14 protein-coding genes and 1 pseudogene are annotated in these 14,291 nt (G+C 67.0%); 9 read left to right on the forward strand and 6 right to left on the reverse strand.

Annotation, left to right across the window (positions count from 1 at the left end):
• Positions 1 to 78: 78 nt before the first annotated feature.
• A complete protein-coding gene (locus ACSION_RS06640; protein WP_435305366.1) occupies positions 79 to 528 on the forward strand; it encodes a DUF6491 family protein in 450 nt (149 codons plus the stop codon).
• Positions 529 to 545: 17 nt separating this feature from the next.
• Here the strand turns inward: ACSION_RS06640 and ACSION_RS06645 are convergent, their stop codons facing one another.
• The 3 genes and pseudogenes from ACSION_RS06645 to ftsY all read right to left on the reverse strand — a co-directional run.
• On the reverse strand, positions 546 to 815 hold the full coding sequence (locus tag ACSION_RS06645) for an oxidative damage protection protein (RefSeq protein ID WP_435305367.1): 270 nt from the start codon (positions 813 to 815) through the stop codon (positions 546 to 548).
• A 3-nt stretch (positions 816 to 818) separates the two neighbouring features.
• A complete protein-coding gene (gene mutY / locus ACSION_RS06650) occupies positions 819 to 1,877 on the reverse strand; it encodes an A/G-specific adenine glycosylase (RefSeq protein WP_435305368.1) in 1,059 nt (352 codons plus the stop codon).
• Positions 1,870 to 3,196, reverse strand: a pseudogene (ftsY, locus tag ACSION_RS06655) (signal recognition particle-docking protein FtsY); the annotation flags it as partial. The pseudogene ftsY and the gene mutY, both read right to left, overlap by 8 nt.
• Here ftsY and ACSION_RS06660 point away from each other — a divergent pair.
• The gene (locus ACSION_RS06660; protein ID WP_093490382.1) at positions 3,127 to 3,426 is read left to right on the forward strand and encodes a hypothetical protein; all 300 of its coding nucleotides are present in this window, start codon (positions 3,127 to 3,129) and stop codon (positions 3,424 to 3,426) included. The pseudogene ftsY and the gene ACSION_RS06660 overlap by 70 nt on opposite strands.
• 21 nt (positions 3,427 to 3,447) lie before the next feature.
• On the opposite strand, the gene htpG is transcribed toward ACSION_RS06660, so the two are convergent.
• Entirely contained in the window at positions 3,448 to 5,346 is a 1,899-nt protein-coding gene (htpG, locus tag ACSION_RS06665; protein WP_435305369.1) for a molecular chaperone HtpG, read from the reverse strand.
• 146 nt (positions 5,347 to 5,492) lie between these two features.
• Between htpG and rsmD the strand changes: the two genes are divergently transcribed.
• The 7 genes from rsmD (at position 5,493) to ACSION_RS06700 (ending at position 11,114) form a co-directional block, all read left to right on the forward strand.
• Complete coding sequence (gene rsmD, locus ACSION_RS06670; RefSeq protein ID WP_435305370.1) at positions 5,493 to 6,140, forward strand: 16S rRNA (guanine(966)-N(2))-methyltransferase RsmD; 648 nt, start codon at positions 5,493 to 5,495, stop codon at positions 6,138 to 6,140.
• The gene (gene coaD, locus ACSION_RS06675; RefSeq protein WP_435305371.1) at positions 6,137 to 6,643 is read left to right on the forward strand and encodes a pantetheine-phosphate adenylyltransferase; all 507 of its coding nucleotides are present in this window, start codon (positions 6,137 to 6,139) and stop codon (positions 6,641 to 6,643) included. The genes rsmD and coaD overlap by 4 nt, the downstream gene beginning before the upstream one ends.
• Positions 6,644 to 6,687: 44 nt before the next feature.
• Positions 6,688 to 7,182, forward strand: a complete 495-nt coding sequence (locus ACSION_RS06680; RefSeq protein WP_435305372.1) for a hypothetical protein — start codon at positions 6,688 to 6,690, stop codon at positions 7,180 to 7,182.
• A 48-nt stretch (positions 7,183 to 7,230) separates the two neighbouring features.
• Complete coding sequence (locus ACSION_RS06685) at positions 7,231 to 7,479, forward strand: YfhL family 4Fe-4S dicluster ferredoxin (protein WP_056878246.1); 249 nt, start codon at positions 7,231 to 7,233, stop codon at positions 7,477 to 7,479.
• A 75-nt stretch (positions 7,480 to 7,554) separates the two neighbouring features.
• Entirely contained in the window at positions 7,555 to 9,273 is a 1,719-nt protein-coding gene (ggt, locus tag ACSION_RS06690) for a gamma-glutamyltransferase (RefSeq protein ID WP_435306671.1), read from the forward strand.
• Between the two features lie 19 nt (positions 9,274 to 9,292).
• Positions 9,293 to 10,183: an MBL fold metallo-hydrolase gene (locus ACSION_RS06695; protein WP_435305373.1), complete on the forward strand. Its 891-nt coding sequence runs from the start codon at positions 9,293 to 9,295 to the stop codon at positions 10,181 to 10,183.
• Positions 10,184 to 10,277: 94 nt separating this feature from the next.
• Positions 10,278 to 11,114 (forward strand): alpha/beta hydrolase family protein, encoded by an 837-nt coding sequence (locus tag ACSION_RS06700; RefSeq protein WP_435305374.1) that lies wholly within the window; start codon positions 10,278 to 10,280, stop codon positions 11,112 to 11,114.
• A gap of 10 nt (positions 11,115 to 11,124) precedes the next feature.
• On the opposite strand, the gene upp is transcribed toward ACSION_RS06700, so the two are convergent.
• Both upp and ACSION_RS06710 read right to left on the reverse strand, forming a co-directional pair.
• Positions 11,125 to 11,757, reverse strand: a complete 633-nt coding sequence (upp, locus tag ACSION_RS06705) for a uracil phosphoribosyltransferase (protein ID WP_435306672.1) — start codon at positions 11,755 to 11,757, stop codon at positions 11,125 to 11,127.
• A 113-nt stretch (positions 11,758 to 11,870) separates the two neighbouring features.
• Positions 11,871 to 14,246 (reverse strand): TonB-dependent receptor plug domain-containing protein, encoded by a 2,376-nt coding sequence (locus ACSION_RS06710; RefSeq protein ID WP_435305375.1) that lies wholly within the window; start codon positions 14,244 to 14,246, stop codon positions 11,871 to 11,873.
• Positions 14,247 to 14,291 lie beyond the last annotated feature (45 nt).

The following is a 14,291-nucleotide window of genomic DNA, read 5'->3' on the forward strand; positions in this document are numbered from 1 at the left end:
GGCTCCGCGCTGCTTGTCCACCGCCGGCGCATGATCGGCGTTATCGACAGTCCCCTCTGGAACGACAGGAGTCCGACCATGAAACACCTGATCCCCCTGACCCTGTTGGCCGCCACCCTGCTGGCGGGCTGCGCCACCGGCAATCTCAGCACGGCCGAGAGGTTGGCCCTCTACCGCGCCCATGCCGGCGAACCGGTCAAGGATTTCCGCTATCTCGGTCACCTCAACGGTTGGACCCCGGTGGGCGATTCCGCGCTGGCTGTTTGGACCAAGCCCAACGAAGCCTACCTGCTGGAGTTCGCCGGCCGCTGCCAGGACCTGGAATACGCGGCGGCGATCAGCATCACCCAGTTCGCCAACCGGGTGAATGCGCGCTTCGACGACGTCCTGCCGGTGGGCCCGGGCACGTCCAGCATCAAGATCCCCTGCCGCATCGACACCATCCGCCCGCTGGACGTGAAGGCCCTGCGGGCCAGCGAGAAGGAGCTGCGCGAGGCGTCCGCGGTGGAGCGCGAGGCGAAGAACTGACGGCGTGCCGGGACGGGCTACGGGGTCGGGACGTAGCCCGCCGGCTTGTCGGCGCCGCCGTTGAACAGGAACTTCTCGAGTTCCGCCTCGAGGAACGCGCGGTGCTTCGGATCGCGCGGCGACAGCCGGTTTTCGTTGATCAGCATGGTCTGGTGCGCCAGCCATGCGGCCCACGCGGGTTTGCCGACGTTGGCGAAGATGCGTTTGCCCAGTTCGCCCGGATAGGGCACGAAATCGAGGCCTTCCGTTTCTCGGTGTTCGTACTGGCAGAAGACGGTGCGGGCCATCGGTCAATTTCCTAGCAGTTTGCGGATCGGCGCCGGCAGGCCCAGCGTGGCGAGTTCGCCGCGCGCCACCCAACGCAGGTCGTCATTGTCGCGCACCGCGTCGCGCAGGGCGACCTTGCGCAAGCGCAGCGGCTGCAGGTGCAGCCGGTAGTGGCTGAACGTGTGCACGACCACCGGCAGGTCTTCTGCCGCGTCGAACTTGCCTTTGATCTCCAGCGCGAACCAGTCGCGCATGCCGGCCTCGGTGTCGGCCTGCGGCAGCGTCCACAGCGACGCCCAGATGCCGGTTTCCGGGCGTCGCTGCAGCAGGATGTCGCCGGCGGTGTTCTCCAGCCACAGCGCGACGGCCTCGCGCTCAGGCAAGGTCTTCGACGGCTTGGAGGTGGGCAACGCACCGGTGAGCCCATCGCGACGCGCCACGCAGTCCTCCTGCGCGGGGCACACCACGCAGGCCGGCTTGGCACGCGTGCACAGCGTGGCGCCGAAATCCATCTGGGCCTGCGTGTAGTCGGCCAGACGTCCATCGGGCACATGGCTCAGATGTCCCTCGGCCAGTGCCCACAGCTGCTTTTCCACCGCGGGCAGCCCGGGCCAGCCCGCGATGCCGTGGAACCGCGTCAGCACGCGCTTGACGTTGCCATCGAGGATGGGGAAGCGGTCGTTCCAGGCTTGCGACAGGATCGCGCCTGCCGTGCTGCGACCGATGCCGGGCAGCGCGTGCAGGGCGTCGAAATCGCGCGGCAGATCGCCGCCGTGCTCGGCGACGCAGGCTTTCGCCGCGGCGTGGAGGTTGCGGGCGCGGGCGTAGTAGCCCAGGCCGGCCCAGTGCGCCATCACGTCATCGGTGGAGGCCGCCGCCAGGTCGGATAGCGTGGGGAAGCGCTCGATGAAGCGCAGGAAGTACGGGATGACCGTGGCCACCTGCGTCTGCTGCAGCATGATTTCCGACAGCCAGACCCGGTACGGCGTACGCGGGTGCTGCCAGGGCAGGTCGTGCCGGCCGTGTTGGTCGAACCACGCCAGCAGGCGCAGCGCGAACGCGTCGCCCCCGGCTTCAGCCACCCAGCGCCTCGGGCAGCAGCGCATCCACGAAGGATTCCGCGTCGAACACGCGCAGGTCCTCCACGCGCTCGCCGATGCCGGCGTAGCGGATCGGAATGCCGAACTCGCGCGCCAGCGCGAACACCACGCCGCCCTTCGCCGTGCCATCGAGCTTGGTGACGACCAGGCCGGTGACACCGACCGCGGCGTGGAACTGGCGCAGCTGCGAAAGCGCGTTCTGCCCGGTGGTCCCGTCGATGACCATCAGCACTTCGTGCGGTGCGCTGTCGTCGATCTTGCCCAGCACGCGGCGGATCTTGCCCAGCTCATTCATCAGGCCGGTCTGCGTGTGCAGGCGGCCGGCGGTGTCGGCGATCAGCACGTCGAAGCCGCGCGACTTGGCCGACTGCAACGCGTCGAACGCCACCGACGCGGCATCCGCGTCCTGGCCTTGCGCGATGACGGGCACGCCGTTGCGTTCGCCCCAGGTCTGCAACTGCGCGACGGCCGCGGCGCGGAACGTATCGCCAGCGGCCAGCATCAGGCTATGGCCATCCTGCTTGAAACGGCGCGCGAGCTTGCCGATGGTCGTGGTCTTGCCGACGCCATTGACGCCGACGGTCAGCACGACGAACGGCTTGCGGCTGGCATCGATCACCAGCGGCTTGGCGACCGGCGCGATCAGCGCGATCAGGTCCGCACGCAGCGCCTTCAGCAGTGCTTGTGCGTCGGTGAACTCGCGCTCCTTCATCCGCTTGCGCAGGTCCTCGATGATCGCGGTCGTGGCGGGCACGCCCACGTCGGCGGTCAGCAGCGCGGTCTCGATTTCATCCAGCAGGTCGTCGTCCAGGCGCGGATTGCGCGTGAACAAGCCGGCCAGGCCGAGCGCGGCGCTGGTGCGGCGCAAGCGGTCGCGCCAGCCCGACTTGCCGGCCGCGGCGGCGGGCAGGGCATCGGGTTCGGCGATATCGAGGGCGGTTGTGGTCGGCTCCGGCAGTGCGACGGTCGGTTCGGCCGCTGCAGGGAGCTCCGCCGGCGATTCGCCCGGCGCGCGCGGGAGCGCGGCGGCGAGGTCCTCGGTGCTAGGGCGGGGCGGGGCGGCGTCCGGGCCGTCCTGGGGCTTCTTGCGGCGGAAAAAACCGATCATTTCAGGGGGTATCTCGAAGAGGGCGACATGCTACCACCCGTCCGTCGGCAGGCCGTGGACGCGAGGCTAAAGTGGGGCCAGGCGCGGCCGATATCGAGGCTGGATACCCTGCGGAGCCTTCGCATGACCCCCATCGCCGGCATCGCCACCTCGGGACTGCGCGCCGCCTCGCTCGGCATGCAGGCGGCGGCGCACAACATCGCCAATCTCGCCACGCCGGATGCCGCGCGGCAAGGCGTGGCCCTGTCGGCCGGTCCGGGCAACGGGGTGTCCGCGACGGTGGTCGGCGCCGAGGCCGATCCGTCGGCACCGGTCGAGGACATCGGCGCGATGCTGTCGTACCGGACCATGTTCGGCGCCAACCTGTTCGTGCTGAAAGTCGCCGACCAGACGCTGGGCAGCCTGCTCGACGTCAAAGCCTAGGCGCGAACACCCGCCAGCTGCTCAGGCCGACAGTTCCAGCAGCAGTGCATTGAGCCGCTTCACGTAGCCGGCCGGGTCCTTGAGGCTCTCGCCCGCGGCGAGTGCTGCCTGGTCGAACAGCACACGGGTCAGGCTGGCGAAACGGTTCGCGTCGGTCTCGGCATCCAGCCGGGCGATCAGCGGATGTTCCGGATTGAACTCGAACACCGGCTTGCTCTCGGGCGCTTGCTGGCCGCTGGCTTCCAGCAACTGGCGCATCTGCACGCCGAGGTCGCCCTGGCCCATGGCGAGGATCGCGGGAGAATCGGTCAGGCGATGCGAGACGCGCACGTCGGCCACGTCCAGGCCGAGCACGGTCTTCAGGCGGCCGGTCAACGCCTCCTTGGATTTAGCGGTCTCTTCCTGCGCCTTCTTCTCGTCCTCGCTGTCGAGCGCGCCCAGGTCCAGGTCGCCGCGGGCCACGTCGACGAACGACTTGCCATCGAATTCGGTCAGGTAGCCCATCATCCACTCATCCATGCGGTCGGTGAGCAGCAGCACTTCGATGCCCTTCTTGCGGAAGATCTCCAGGTGCGGACTGTCCTTGATCTGCGCGTACGACTCGCCGGTGAGGTAATACAGCTTGTCCTGGCCTTCCTGCAGGCGACCCACGTAATCGGCGAGCGATACCGAGGGGTCGGCCGAGGCCGCGTGGGTCGACGCAAACCGCAGCAGGCCCGCCACCTTCTCGCGATTGCCGTAGTCCTCGGCGGGGCCTTCCTTCAGCACCTGGCCGAAGTTCGTCCAGAACGCCTTGTAGTCTTCAGGCTTGTCCTTCGCCAGTTTCTCCAGCATGTCGAGCGCGCGCTTGGTCAACGCGGAGCGCATCGAATCGACCACCGGGCCCGACTGCAGGATCTCGCGCGACACATTGAGCGAGAGGTCCGAAGAATCCACCACGCCGCGCAGGAAGCGCAGGTACAGCGGCAGGAACTGCTCGGCCTGGTCCATGATGAAGACGCGCTGCACGTAGAGCTTCAGGCCCTTGGCGCCATCGCGATGATAGAGGTCGAATGGTGCGCGGGCCGGCACGTACAGCAGCGAGGTGTACTCCAGCTTGCCTTCGACCTTGTTGTGGCTCCACGCGACCGGATCGGTGAAGTCGTGGGCGATATGTTTGTAGAACTCGGTGTATTCCTCGTCCTTGATCTCGGACTTGGCCCGCGTCCACAGCGCGCTGGCCTTGTTGACGGCTTCCCACTCGACCTCGGCAGACGCCTCTTCGCCGGGTTGTTCCTTCGGCATCTCGATCGGCAGGCCGACGTGATCCGAATACTTCTTGACGATGCCGCGCAGTGTCCAGCCGTCTGCGAAACCTTCCTCGCCGTCCTTCAGGTGCAGCACGATGCGCGTGCCGCGCTCGGGCTTGTCGATGGTGGCGACTTCGAAATCGCCTTCGCCTGCACTGGCCCAGTGCACGCCTTCGCCGGCCGGCAGCCCGGCACGGCGGCTGAACACGTCCACGCGGTCGGCCACGATGAAAGCGCTGTAGAAGCCGACGCCGAACTGGCCGATCAGGTTGGCGTCCTTCTTCTGGTCGCCGGACATCGTGCGCAGGAACTCGCCGGTGCCGGACTTGGCGATGGTGCCGAGGTGGGCGATGGCCTCGTCGCGGCTCATGCCGATGCCATTGTCGTCGATGGTCACCGTGCGCGCGGCGGCATCGAAGCCGATGCGGATGCGCAGCGTCGGGTCTTCCTCGAGCAGACCGGGCTCCTTCAGCGCTTCGAACCGCAGCTTGTCGGCGGCATCGGCGGCGTTGGAGACCAACTCGCGGAGGAAGATTTCCTTGTTCGAGTAAAGCGAGTGGATCATCAGCTGGAGCAGCTGCTTTACTTCGGCCTGGAAACCCAGCGTTTCCTTGCGCGTTTCAACGGTCATTGCGGTCGTGCTCCAGGGAATCGGACGTGGGCCGCCGGTGCGGCCGATGGGACAGGTGTATGGGTTCGACCGGGGTTTTCAACCGTCGAGGCCCGATGGAAGCAGCCGCGCCGCTATCATGCGGGGCCCTCCGCACGTTGCCGCTGATGCCCCGGAAGCTCCCATCGCCACGCCAGACGCCTTCCGCTCCCGCCGCGCGCGGTGTTGGCCAGGTGCGGATCATCGGCGGACGCTGGCGCGGGACGAAGCTGTCGGTGCCGGATCGGCCTGGCCTGAGGCCCAGCAGCGACCGCGTGCGCGAGACGTTGTTCAATTGGCTGATGCCGGTGCTGCCGGGCGCGCGCGTGCTGGACCTGTTCGCAGGGACCGGCGCGCTGGGGTTCGAGGCCCTGTCGCGGGGGGCCGCGCATGCCACCCTGGTGGAGCGTGATCCAGGGTTGGCGGCCGCGCTGCGCGAGGCGTCCGATCGCCTGGGTGCCGAGGCCACAGTGATCGCACAGGATGCGCTGGCGTGGCTTGGCGGACAGGAGGCCCGCTTCGACGTGGTCTTCCTCGATCCGCCGTTCGCCGACGGGCTGTGGGAGCAGGCGCTGGCGGCGCTCTTGCCGCGACTGGCGTCGGACGCATGGGTTCATATGGAATCGCCGGCCGGGACGATCCCGGCGGTTCCGCCGGGTTGGGTCTTGCACCGCGAAGGCCAGACCCGCGACGTCCGTTACGCGCTCTACCGCACCCCCGGGGCGCAGGCCGCTGGTACACTGCGGCCCGACGATTCGCCGGCGACGACTGCATGACTGTGGCACGCACCCGGACGGCCGTTTATCCCGGCACGTTCGACCCGATCACCAATGGCCATATCGACCTGATCGATCGGGCTGCGCCGCTGTTCGAGCGCGTGATCATCGGCGTTGCCGAAAGTCCCGGCAAAGGCCCGGCGCTGCCGTTGGCGCAGCGCGTCGCGTTGGCGCGCGACGCCGTGGCGCGGCATCCGCACGTGGAAGTGCGGGGTTTCGATGGCCTGCTCGCGCATTTCGTGAAGGACGTGGGTGGCGGCGTGCTGCTGCGCGGCCTACGCGCCGTGTCCGACTTCGAGTACGAGTTCCAGCTGGCCAGCATGAATCGCCACCTGATTCCCGAGGTGGAAACGCTGTTCCTGACGCCGGCCGAGCAGTACGGCTTCATTTCCTCGTCGCTGGTGCGCGAGATCGCGCGCCTGGGCGGGGACGTGTCCGGCTTCGTGCCGCCGGCGGTGGTCGCCGCACTCAAGGCACAATGGCACACCGAGAAGGGCGCCTGAGCGCCCGCATTCCGACAACAGATCCAACAGGAGGGGGAAGACCCATGAAGAACATCGCAACCCGCATGCTGCTCACCGCCTGCCTCGTGCTGCCGTTCGCGGCGTGCAAGAAGCAGGACGAAGCCCCGGCTGAGCCGGCCGACGTCGCACTGGTCGCCCCGACCACGACCGAAGACGGTCCGTGGAAGGAATACCTGAGCAAGGTCGTCGACGCCAACATGGGCACGATCACCAACACGCCGTACGTGTACTACCTGCCGGCCGACACCGATCCGGAGTTCGAGGCCAAGTACGGCCGCCAGCTGGAGCAGGCCAAGGGCGCCGTGGCGCGTGGCGTGACCAGCGGCAACCTGGTTGCGTTCGGTTCGCCGTCCAGCCTCAAGATCGCCGATCTGGCCGTGGCCGCATTCGAAGGCGTGCAGGCCGATACGTTCAAGGGCGTGCGCATCCTATTCATCGGCAAGGCCGAAGACAGCGAGCGCGTGAAGGCCGCAGTGGCCCCGAGCGGTGCCGAGTACGTGTTCGTCGAAGCCAAGTAATTTCCCAAGTCCCTCCTCCGGCCTGGCCGGAGGAGGGCACAGGGTGTCATGTCCCTCAAGATCAACGAGCTCTGCGTCAACTGTGATGTCTGCGAGCCGGCCTGTCCCAACCAGGCCATCTCGATGGGCGACACGATCTACGTGATCGACCCGGCGCGTTGCACCGAATGCGTCGGCCATCATGACGAACCGCAATGTGTCGTCGTGTGCCCCGTCGAGTGCATCGATCCCGATCCGGCGTATCCTGAGACCCACGAAGCCTTGCTGGCGAAGATGCTGCGGCTGCAAGCCGGCTGAGCAACGCCCACGCGCCGTCGCTTCGTGCCGGTTTTCGCAACAGGAGCGATCGTGATCCACCGCCGTCTTTTCCCCCTGCTGTTCGTCGTCGCCTTCGTGCCCGCCGCATGGGCGGCCGATGCCTCCCGCACGTCTTCGCCGCATCCTCCCGGCACCGCCATCGCCAGCGCGCATGCGCTCGCCACGCAGGCTGGCCAGGAGGTCATCGCCCAGGGCGGCAATGCGTTCGATGCCGCCATCGCGGTGTCGTCGACGCTCTCCGTGGTGGAGCCGATCAGTTCCGGCCTGGGTGGCGGTGGTTTCTTCCTGCTTCACGATGGCAAGACCGGCAAGGACGTCTTCATCGATGCGCGCGAAACCGCGCCGGCCGCGTCCACACCCGACAAGTACCTGTTGCCGAATGGCGACTTCAACCGTGATCGCGCCGAGAACGGCCCGTGGGCGGCCGGCATCCCCGGCTTGCCAGCCGCCTTCGTGCATCTGGCGGAGCAATACGGACGACTGCCGCTGAAGGCGTCGCTGGCGCCGGCGATCCGCACCGCGCGCGAAGGTTTCCCCGTCTACGCACGCATGGCACGCGGTTACCAGGCGCGCCGCGAGGTCATGGAGCGTTACAAGGGCACGCGTGCCGTCTATCTGGTGGACGGGAAGCCGATCAAGGAGGGCGACGTCTTCAGGCAGCCCGACCTGGCGCGCACGCTGGAACGCCTGGCCGCGCAGGGCTTCGACGGGTTCTATCGTGGCGAAACCGCCAAGCTGCTGCTGGCCGGCGTGAAGGCCGAGGGCGGGCAATGGACCGCGAAGGAGCTGGCCGGGTACACCGTGCGCGAGCGCGCCCCGCTGACCTTCACGTACAACGACTGGCAGGTGACCACCGCGCCGCCGCCGTCATCCGGTGGCGTGGCGCTGACGCAGATGCTGCAGATCCTCGATGCCTACGACCTGTCCAAGCTGGACGAAGCGCAGCGCACGCACCTGGTGGTGGAATCGATGCGCCGCGCGTTCCGCGACCGCACTTTCTACCTGGGTGATCCCGACTTCGTCGAGATCCCGATGAAGACGCTCACCAGCCCGTACTACGCGGCCGGACTGCGCGCCACGATCAATCCGCAGAAGGCGACGCCCAGCGACCAGCTGTCCGGCCTGCAGACGCCGCTCGAGGACGAAGAGACCACGCACTTCTCCATCATCGATGCCGAAGGCAACCGCGTCGCCGGCACCCAGACCGTCAACCTGCTGTACGGCTCCGGCCTGGTGCCGCCGGGCACCGGCGTGCTGTTGAACAACGAGATGGACGATTTCGCGCTGAAGCCGGGTACGCCGAACGCCTTCGGCGTGATGGGCTACGCCGCGAACGCGCCGAAACCGGGCAAGCGCATGCTCAGCTCGATGACGCCGACGTTCCTCGAGTCGCCGGACAAGGTCGCGGTGCTCGGCACGCCGGGCGGCAGCCGCATCATCACCATGGTGCTGCTGGGCATCCTCGGCTACGACGCCGGGCTGGAGCCGCAGGCCGTCGCAGCGCTGCCACGCTTCCACCACCAGTGGATGCCGGACCTGATCGAGATGGAGACCGATGCGCTGAGCCCGGCCACGCAGCAGACGCTGGAAGCCATGGGCCATCGTTTCAAAGTGCCCGGCAACAGCGCCCAGGGCGGTCGCGGCTCCAGTCATGTGTGGGGCAACCTGCAGACGGTGGAATGGGACAAGACCACCAACACCCTGATGGGTGGCAGCGACCCGCGCAATCCGGTCGGCGCGGCCAAGGTCGTCGAGTCGGCCCCGTCGCGCTGAGAGGCGTAGAATCGGGGCCATGAAACTCTGGTCGCTGCTGGGCAATTCCCAGAAACTCGATGGCGGCGCGATGTTCGGCAACGCGCCGCGCGCCATGTGGGAAAAGTGGTCGCCGCCCGATGCGGAGAACCGCATCGAGCTGGCCTGCCGCGCGCTGCTGGTGCAGCCGCTCAACGGCAAGACCGTGTTGTTCGAGACCGGCATCGGCGCTTTCTTCGAGCCGAAGATGCGCGCGCGCTTCGGCGTGCAGGAAGAGCGCCACGTGCTGCTCGATTCGCTGCGCGACGCCGGCTTCTCGCACGAAGACATCGACGTCGTGGTGCTCAGCCACCTGCATTTCGACCACGCGGGCGGTCTGCTGGCGCCGTGGCAGGAAGGGCATGCGCCGGAACTGCTGTTCCCCAACGCGACCTTCATCGTCGGCGCCGATCACTGGCAGCGCGCGCTGAAGCCGCATCCACGCGATCGCGCGAGCTTCATCGCGGAGTTGCAGCCATTGCTGGAAGCCAGTGGGCGCTTGGAACTTGTGTCCGGCGAGCACTCCGTTGCGCTGGGCGACGCGGTCCGTTTCAGCTTCAGCGATGGCCATACGCCGGGGCTGATGCTGGCGGAGGTAGTTGGTGCAGTGGGCGTGGACGGCCAGCCGCAGGGTGGCGTGGTGTTCTGCGCCGACCTGATCCCGGGCCGGTCGTGGGTGCATGTGCCGATCACCATGGGCTACGACCGCAATGCCGAATTGCTGATCGATGAGAAGCGCGCCTTCCTGGAAGACAAGCTGGCGCGCAACGTCCATCTGTTCTTCACCCACGACCCGGGTTGCGCACTGGCGCAGGTGACCCGCGACGAGAAGGGCAAATTCGGCGTTGCCCACGAGGTCGCCGAACTGCACGCGCGCCCGCTGGCAGCATGAAGTGACTTCCGGCACCCGCTGCGGGTGACCACCGGCTCCTGTCGCGGCACGGCTCCGCCGGCACACTGGCCCGGTCTTCCATACGGGGTCCGGCATGAACAAGCGCTTCTCCTTCCGCCGCATCGTTGCCCTGGCGTTCGCGTCGCTGGCGATGGCGCAGGCCGCCATCGCCGCGCCTACCGCCACGGTGCCCCTGCAGGTGTCGCCGGAACGCGCCACGACGCTGGCCGTATGGGAACCGGCGCAGGTGCGCGGCGTGGTGCTGTTCTCCACGGGCCATGGCTCGTGGCCGGAGCGTTACGACGGCCTGCTGCAGGCGTGGCGCGAGGCGGGCTTCGCCGTGGTGGCGCCGTTGCACGTCGACTCGATGAAGTATCCGGGGCGCGAAAAGTTCTCGCCGCAGCAGGGCTTCATGGAACGCCTGTCCGACATGAAGGCGACGAGCGCCTACGCGGCGGCGCGTTGGCCAGGCGTGCCGGTCGCGGCGGCCGGGCACAGCTACGGCACGCTGATCTCACTGGCGCTCGGCGGCGCGATGGCCGACATGGCGCCGCTGCGCGATCCATCGGTGACGGCCGTGGTCGGCTATTCCTCGCCGGGCAGGATTCCCGGCCTGGTCACGCCCGCTACCTATACGACCGTCGCGGTGCCGGTGCTCCTCGTCACCGGCGACAAGGATCTCGTGCCCGGCTTCGTCAGCGATGCGAAGGACCATCTGTATCCGGTGGAAACCGCGCCGGCCGGCGACAAGTTCGCCCTGGTGCTGGCCGGGGGCGAGCACAACCTGGTCGGAGGCGAATCCGAAGCGGCCTATCTCCGTGCCCGCGATGTCGGTACCGCGTTTCTGCGCGCCGAAGTGCTGAAGGACGATGCCGCCGCGAAGGTACTGGCGGCAGAGGACTCGGAGAACGAACGTTGGCTCCGCCGTTGAGTGCGGATCCTCAGCCGATCCGTGTGCCGAAGATGCGGTCGCCCGCGTCGCCCAGGCCCGGCAGGATGTAGCCCTTGTCGTTGAGGCGTTCGTCGATGGCGGCGGTGTAGACCTCGACATCGGGGTGCGCCGCTTCCAGCGCCTTCAGGCCTTCGGGCGCGGCGACCAAGAAGATGCCCTTGATCCGCTTCGCCCCGGCGCGCTTGAGCATGTCGATCGTGGCGATCAGCGTCCCGCCGGTTGCCAGCATCGGGTCGAGGATCAGCGCATCGCGCTCCTCCAGCCGCCCGGTCAACTTCTCGAAGTAGGGCACCGGCTGCAGCGTTTCCTCGTCACGCTGCAAGCCGACCACGCTGACGCGCGCGGTGGGGATCAGCGCCAGTACGCCGGGCAGCATGCCCAGGCCGGCGCGCAGGATCGGCACCAGGGTGATCTTGGCGCCAGCGATCTTCTTCACCGCCACCGGCCCAGCCCAGCCCGGCATGGTCTCGGTCGTCAGTTCCAGGTCGGCGGTGGCCTCGTAAGCCAGCAGTGTGCCCAGCTCGGTCACCAGTTCGCGGAAATCCTTGGTGTTGAGGCCGGCGTTCCGCAACAGGCCGATCTTGTGCTGGACGAGCGGGTGGCGGACTTCGACGGTCTTCATGGCGAGGGCAGGGCAGCAGGCGATGCGGGAAGTCTGCATCAAACCCCGCTGTCCCACAAAGCAGAAAGCCGGCGCGAGCCGGCTTTCTGCCTGGAGCGTGGAGACGTCGGGGATCAGAACGCCCAGCGCATGACCAACTGGTAGCTCGGGCCGGCCTCTTCGGTTTCCAGCTCGTACTCGTCGTAGTCGCGGTCGACCTGGTCCTGCAGCGTATTGAACTTGTCGAAGAACTCGTCCTTGCTCGCATCCAGCAGGTTGTTGGCGCTCAGGCGCACCGACACGCTCTTGCCGAAGCGCTTCTCCACGAACACATCCAGCTCGCCGCCGTAGCGGATCAGCACTTCTTCGCCCAGCAGGCGGGTGTACGCGTCGCCCTGCTTGCGGTAGGTCGCGCCGAAGCTGGCGCCCAGCGTCGGCAGGTCCTGGATGAAGCCGATGTTGTAGACGGACTTGGCCTGGTCGTTGAAGCGGCGCTCGCCGAGGAAGTCGTCCACCTTGGACTTCACCCACGAGTAGTTGGCGAAGACGCCGGTGTTCTCCAAACCGATGGCGGACAGCGGTGTGGATACGTCGAACTCGAAGCCATAGACCTTGCCGTCGCCGACGTTGGAGGACGTGTACAGCCAGCTCGAAGCCGGTTCCTGGGCCATCGCATCGGCCAGGTCGACGGCGTCGCCATCCTCGATCATCTCTTCCCAGGTGTCCTGCATCTCTTCGCTGGGCTCGCCGGTGTTGACGATCTCGATGAGGTCCTTGACGTCGCGATAGAAGAAATTCAGGCCGACCACGCCCTTGCGACCGAGGCGGTGCTCGAAGCCAAGGTCCAGGCCGTTGGCGGTTTCCGGGTCCAGTTCCGGGTTGCCGATGTAGTCGTTGTCGCCGAACTCGCCGTCCAGCAGGACCGGCAGCAGTTCGTTGAAGTTCGGACGCTTGATGGTCTTGGCCAGCGACAGGCTGATGCGGTCCGCATCGCCCAGGTTCCAGCGCAGGTTCACCGACGGCAGCAGCTCGTTGTAATCCTTGCTGACGCGGCCTTCGCTTTCCTCGTCTTCGAGGTACTCGACCTTGGACTTCGTGGTCTCGTAGCGCAGGCCCGCTTCCCACGAGAACGCTTCGCCCTTGCCGCTGAGCATGATGTACGGGTCCAGGCGCTTTTCCTCGATCACCGAAGCGACGCTGCCGTCGAGATCGTAGTCCGCCAGGGAGGCGGGCGTCTGACCATCTTCATCCGCTTCCCACTCATAGCTGACGACCAGGCCTTCACGCTTCTTGGTGCGGTAGTCCACGCCGAACTCCAGCTCGGCGCCGCCCACCGGGCGCGCATGGGTGAGCCTGAAGCCGGTTTCGGCGTCCTTCGCGTTCACGGATTCGGCTTCGTAGACGGTTTCGTCCCACTCGGCGTCCGCCGGGATGCTCCAGGTGTCGTCCCAGTTCTCCGCACCGCTGACGTAGACCTGCTCGCCTTCGGTGGTGGCTTGCGAATTCTCGAAGCGCGCATGGTCGACGCTCACGGCCGTCGTGCCGCCGGCCATGTCGAACTTGTATTCGGCACCGATGCCGTAGTTCTTCTGGTCGTACGGATCCAGGCCCGGTACGCGGATGTTGATCGTCTCGTCGTCGTCCAGTTCCTCTTCGAACGACACCTCGGTGACGTCGCGATCGGTCTTGACGTAGAAACCGTCGATACTGAATCGCCCGGTTTCGCCGACATCCGCGGTGTAGGAAAGGTTGGCGGAGTAATCGCGACCATCCTTGACCTCGGTCTGGTCTTCCCAGCTGACCTTTTCTTCGCGGGTGTTGTCGGTGAATCGGTCGGAGCGCTTGGATTTGGCGCGGTAGCGGTCCTGCACGTTGATGCCGGCCAGCAGACGGCCGCCCAACGCTTCGAACGAGGTCACCGCGCCGAAGGTCGGGTTGATCTCGCCGTCGTCCCAGCGGTTCACGCCGACCCGGATGTAGCTTCCGGTGAACTCGTACGCGTCGCGCAGCACGATGTTGATCGCACCGGCCATCGCATCGCCGCTGCGATTGGCGCTGGCGCTGCGCTTGATCTCGATGTGGTCCACCATCTCCGCGGGGATGCGATCGACGTAGAACGAGCGGTCGTCACCGGCGCCCGGCACCTTCTTGCCGTTGATCAGTACCTGGGTGTAGCCGCCGCCCAGGCCGCGCAACTGCACGCCGTCGTATTCCATGATGTCGGAACCGACGAAGCCCACGCCCGGTACGCGCTTGAGCATGTCGCCCACGGTGTTCGGCTCGAAGCGCTGGAAGTACTCCAGGTCGTAGACCAGGGTGGGTGCGATGTCGTCGGTACGGTCGCGGTAAGCGATCTCGGCCTGGACCACGACAGTGTCAAGTTGCTTCGGGTCGCCGGCCGCGCCGGCGTCCGGCGACTGGTTCTGTGCGGTGGCGGCGAGGCTGGCCGGAAGCAGGGCAGCGCAGAACAGCGCCTGCGCGAGCGAGGCGGCCAAGGCATTGCGTTTCATGTGTGTCGTCCCCGTGACGAAAGTAAACGCCACTTTGTAAGCACG

The organism is Pseudoxanthomonas sp. LjRoot125, assembly GCF_964252705.1.
Lineage (GTDB): Bacteria > Pseudomonadota > Gammaproteobacteria > Xanthomonadales > Xanthomonadaceae > Pseudoxanthomonas_A.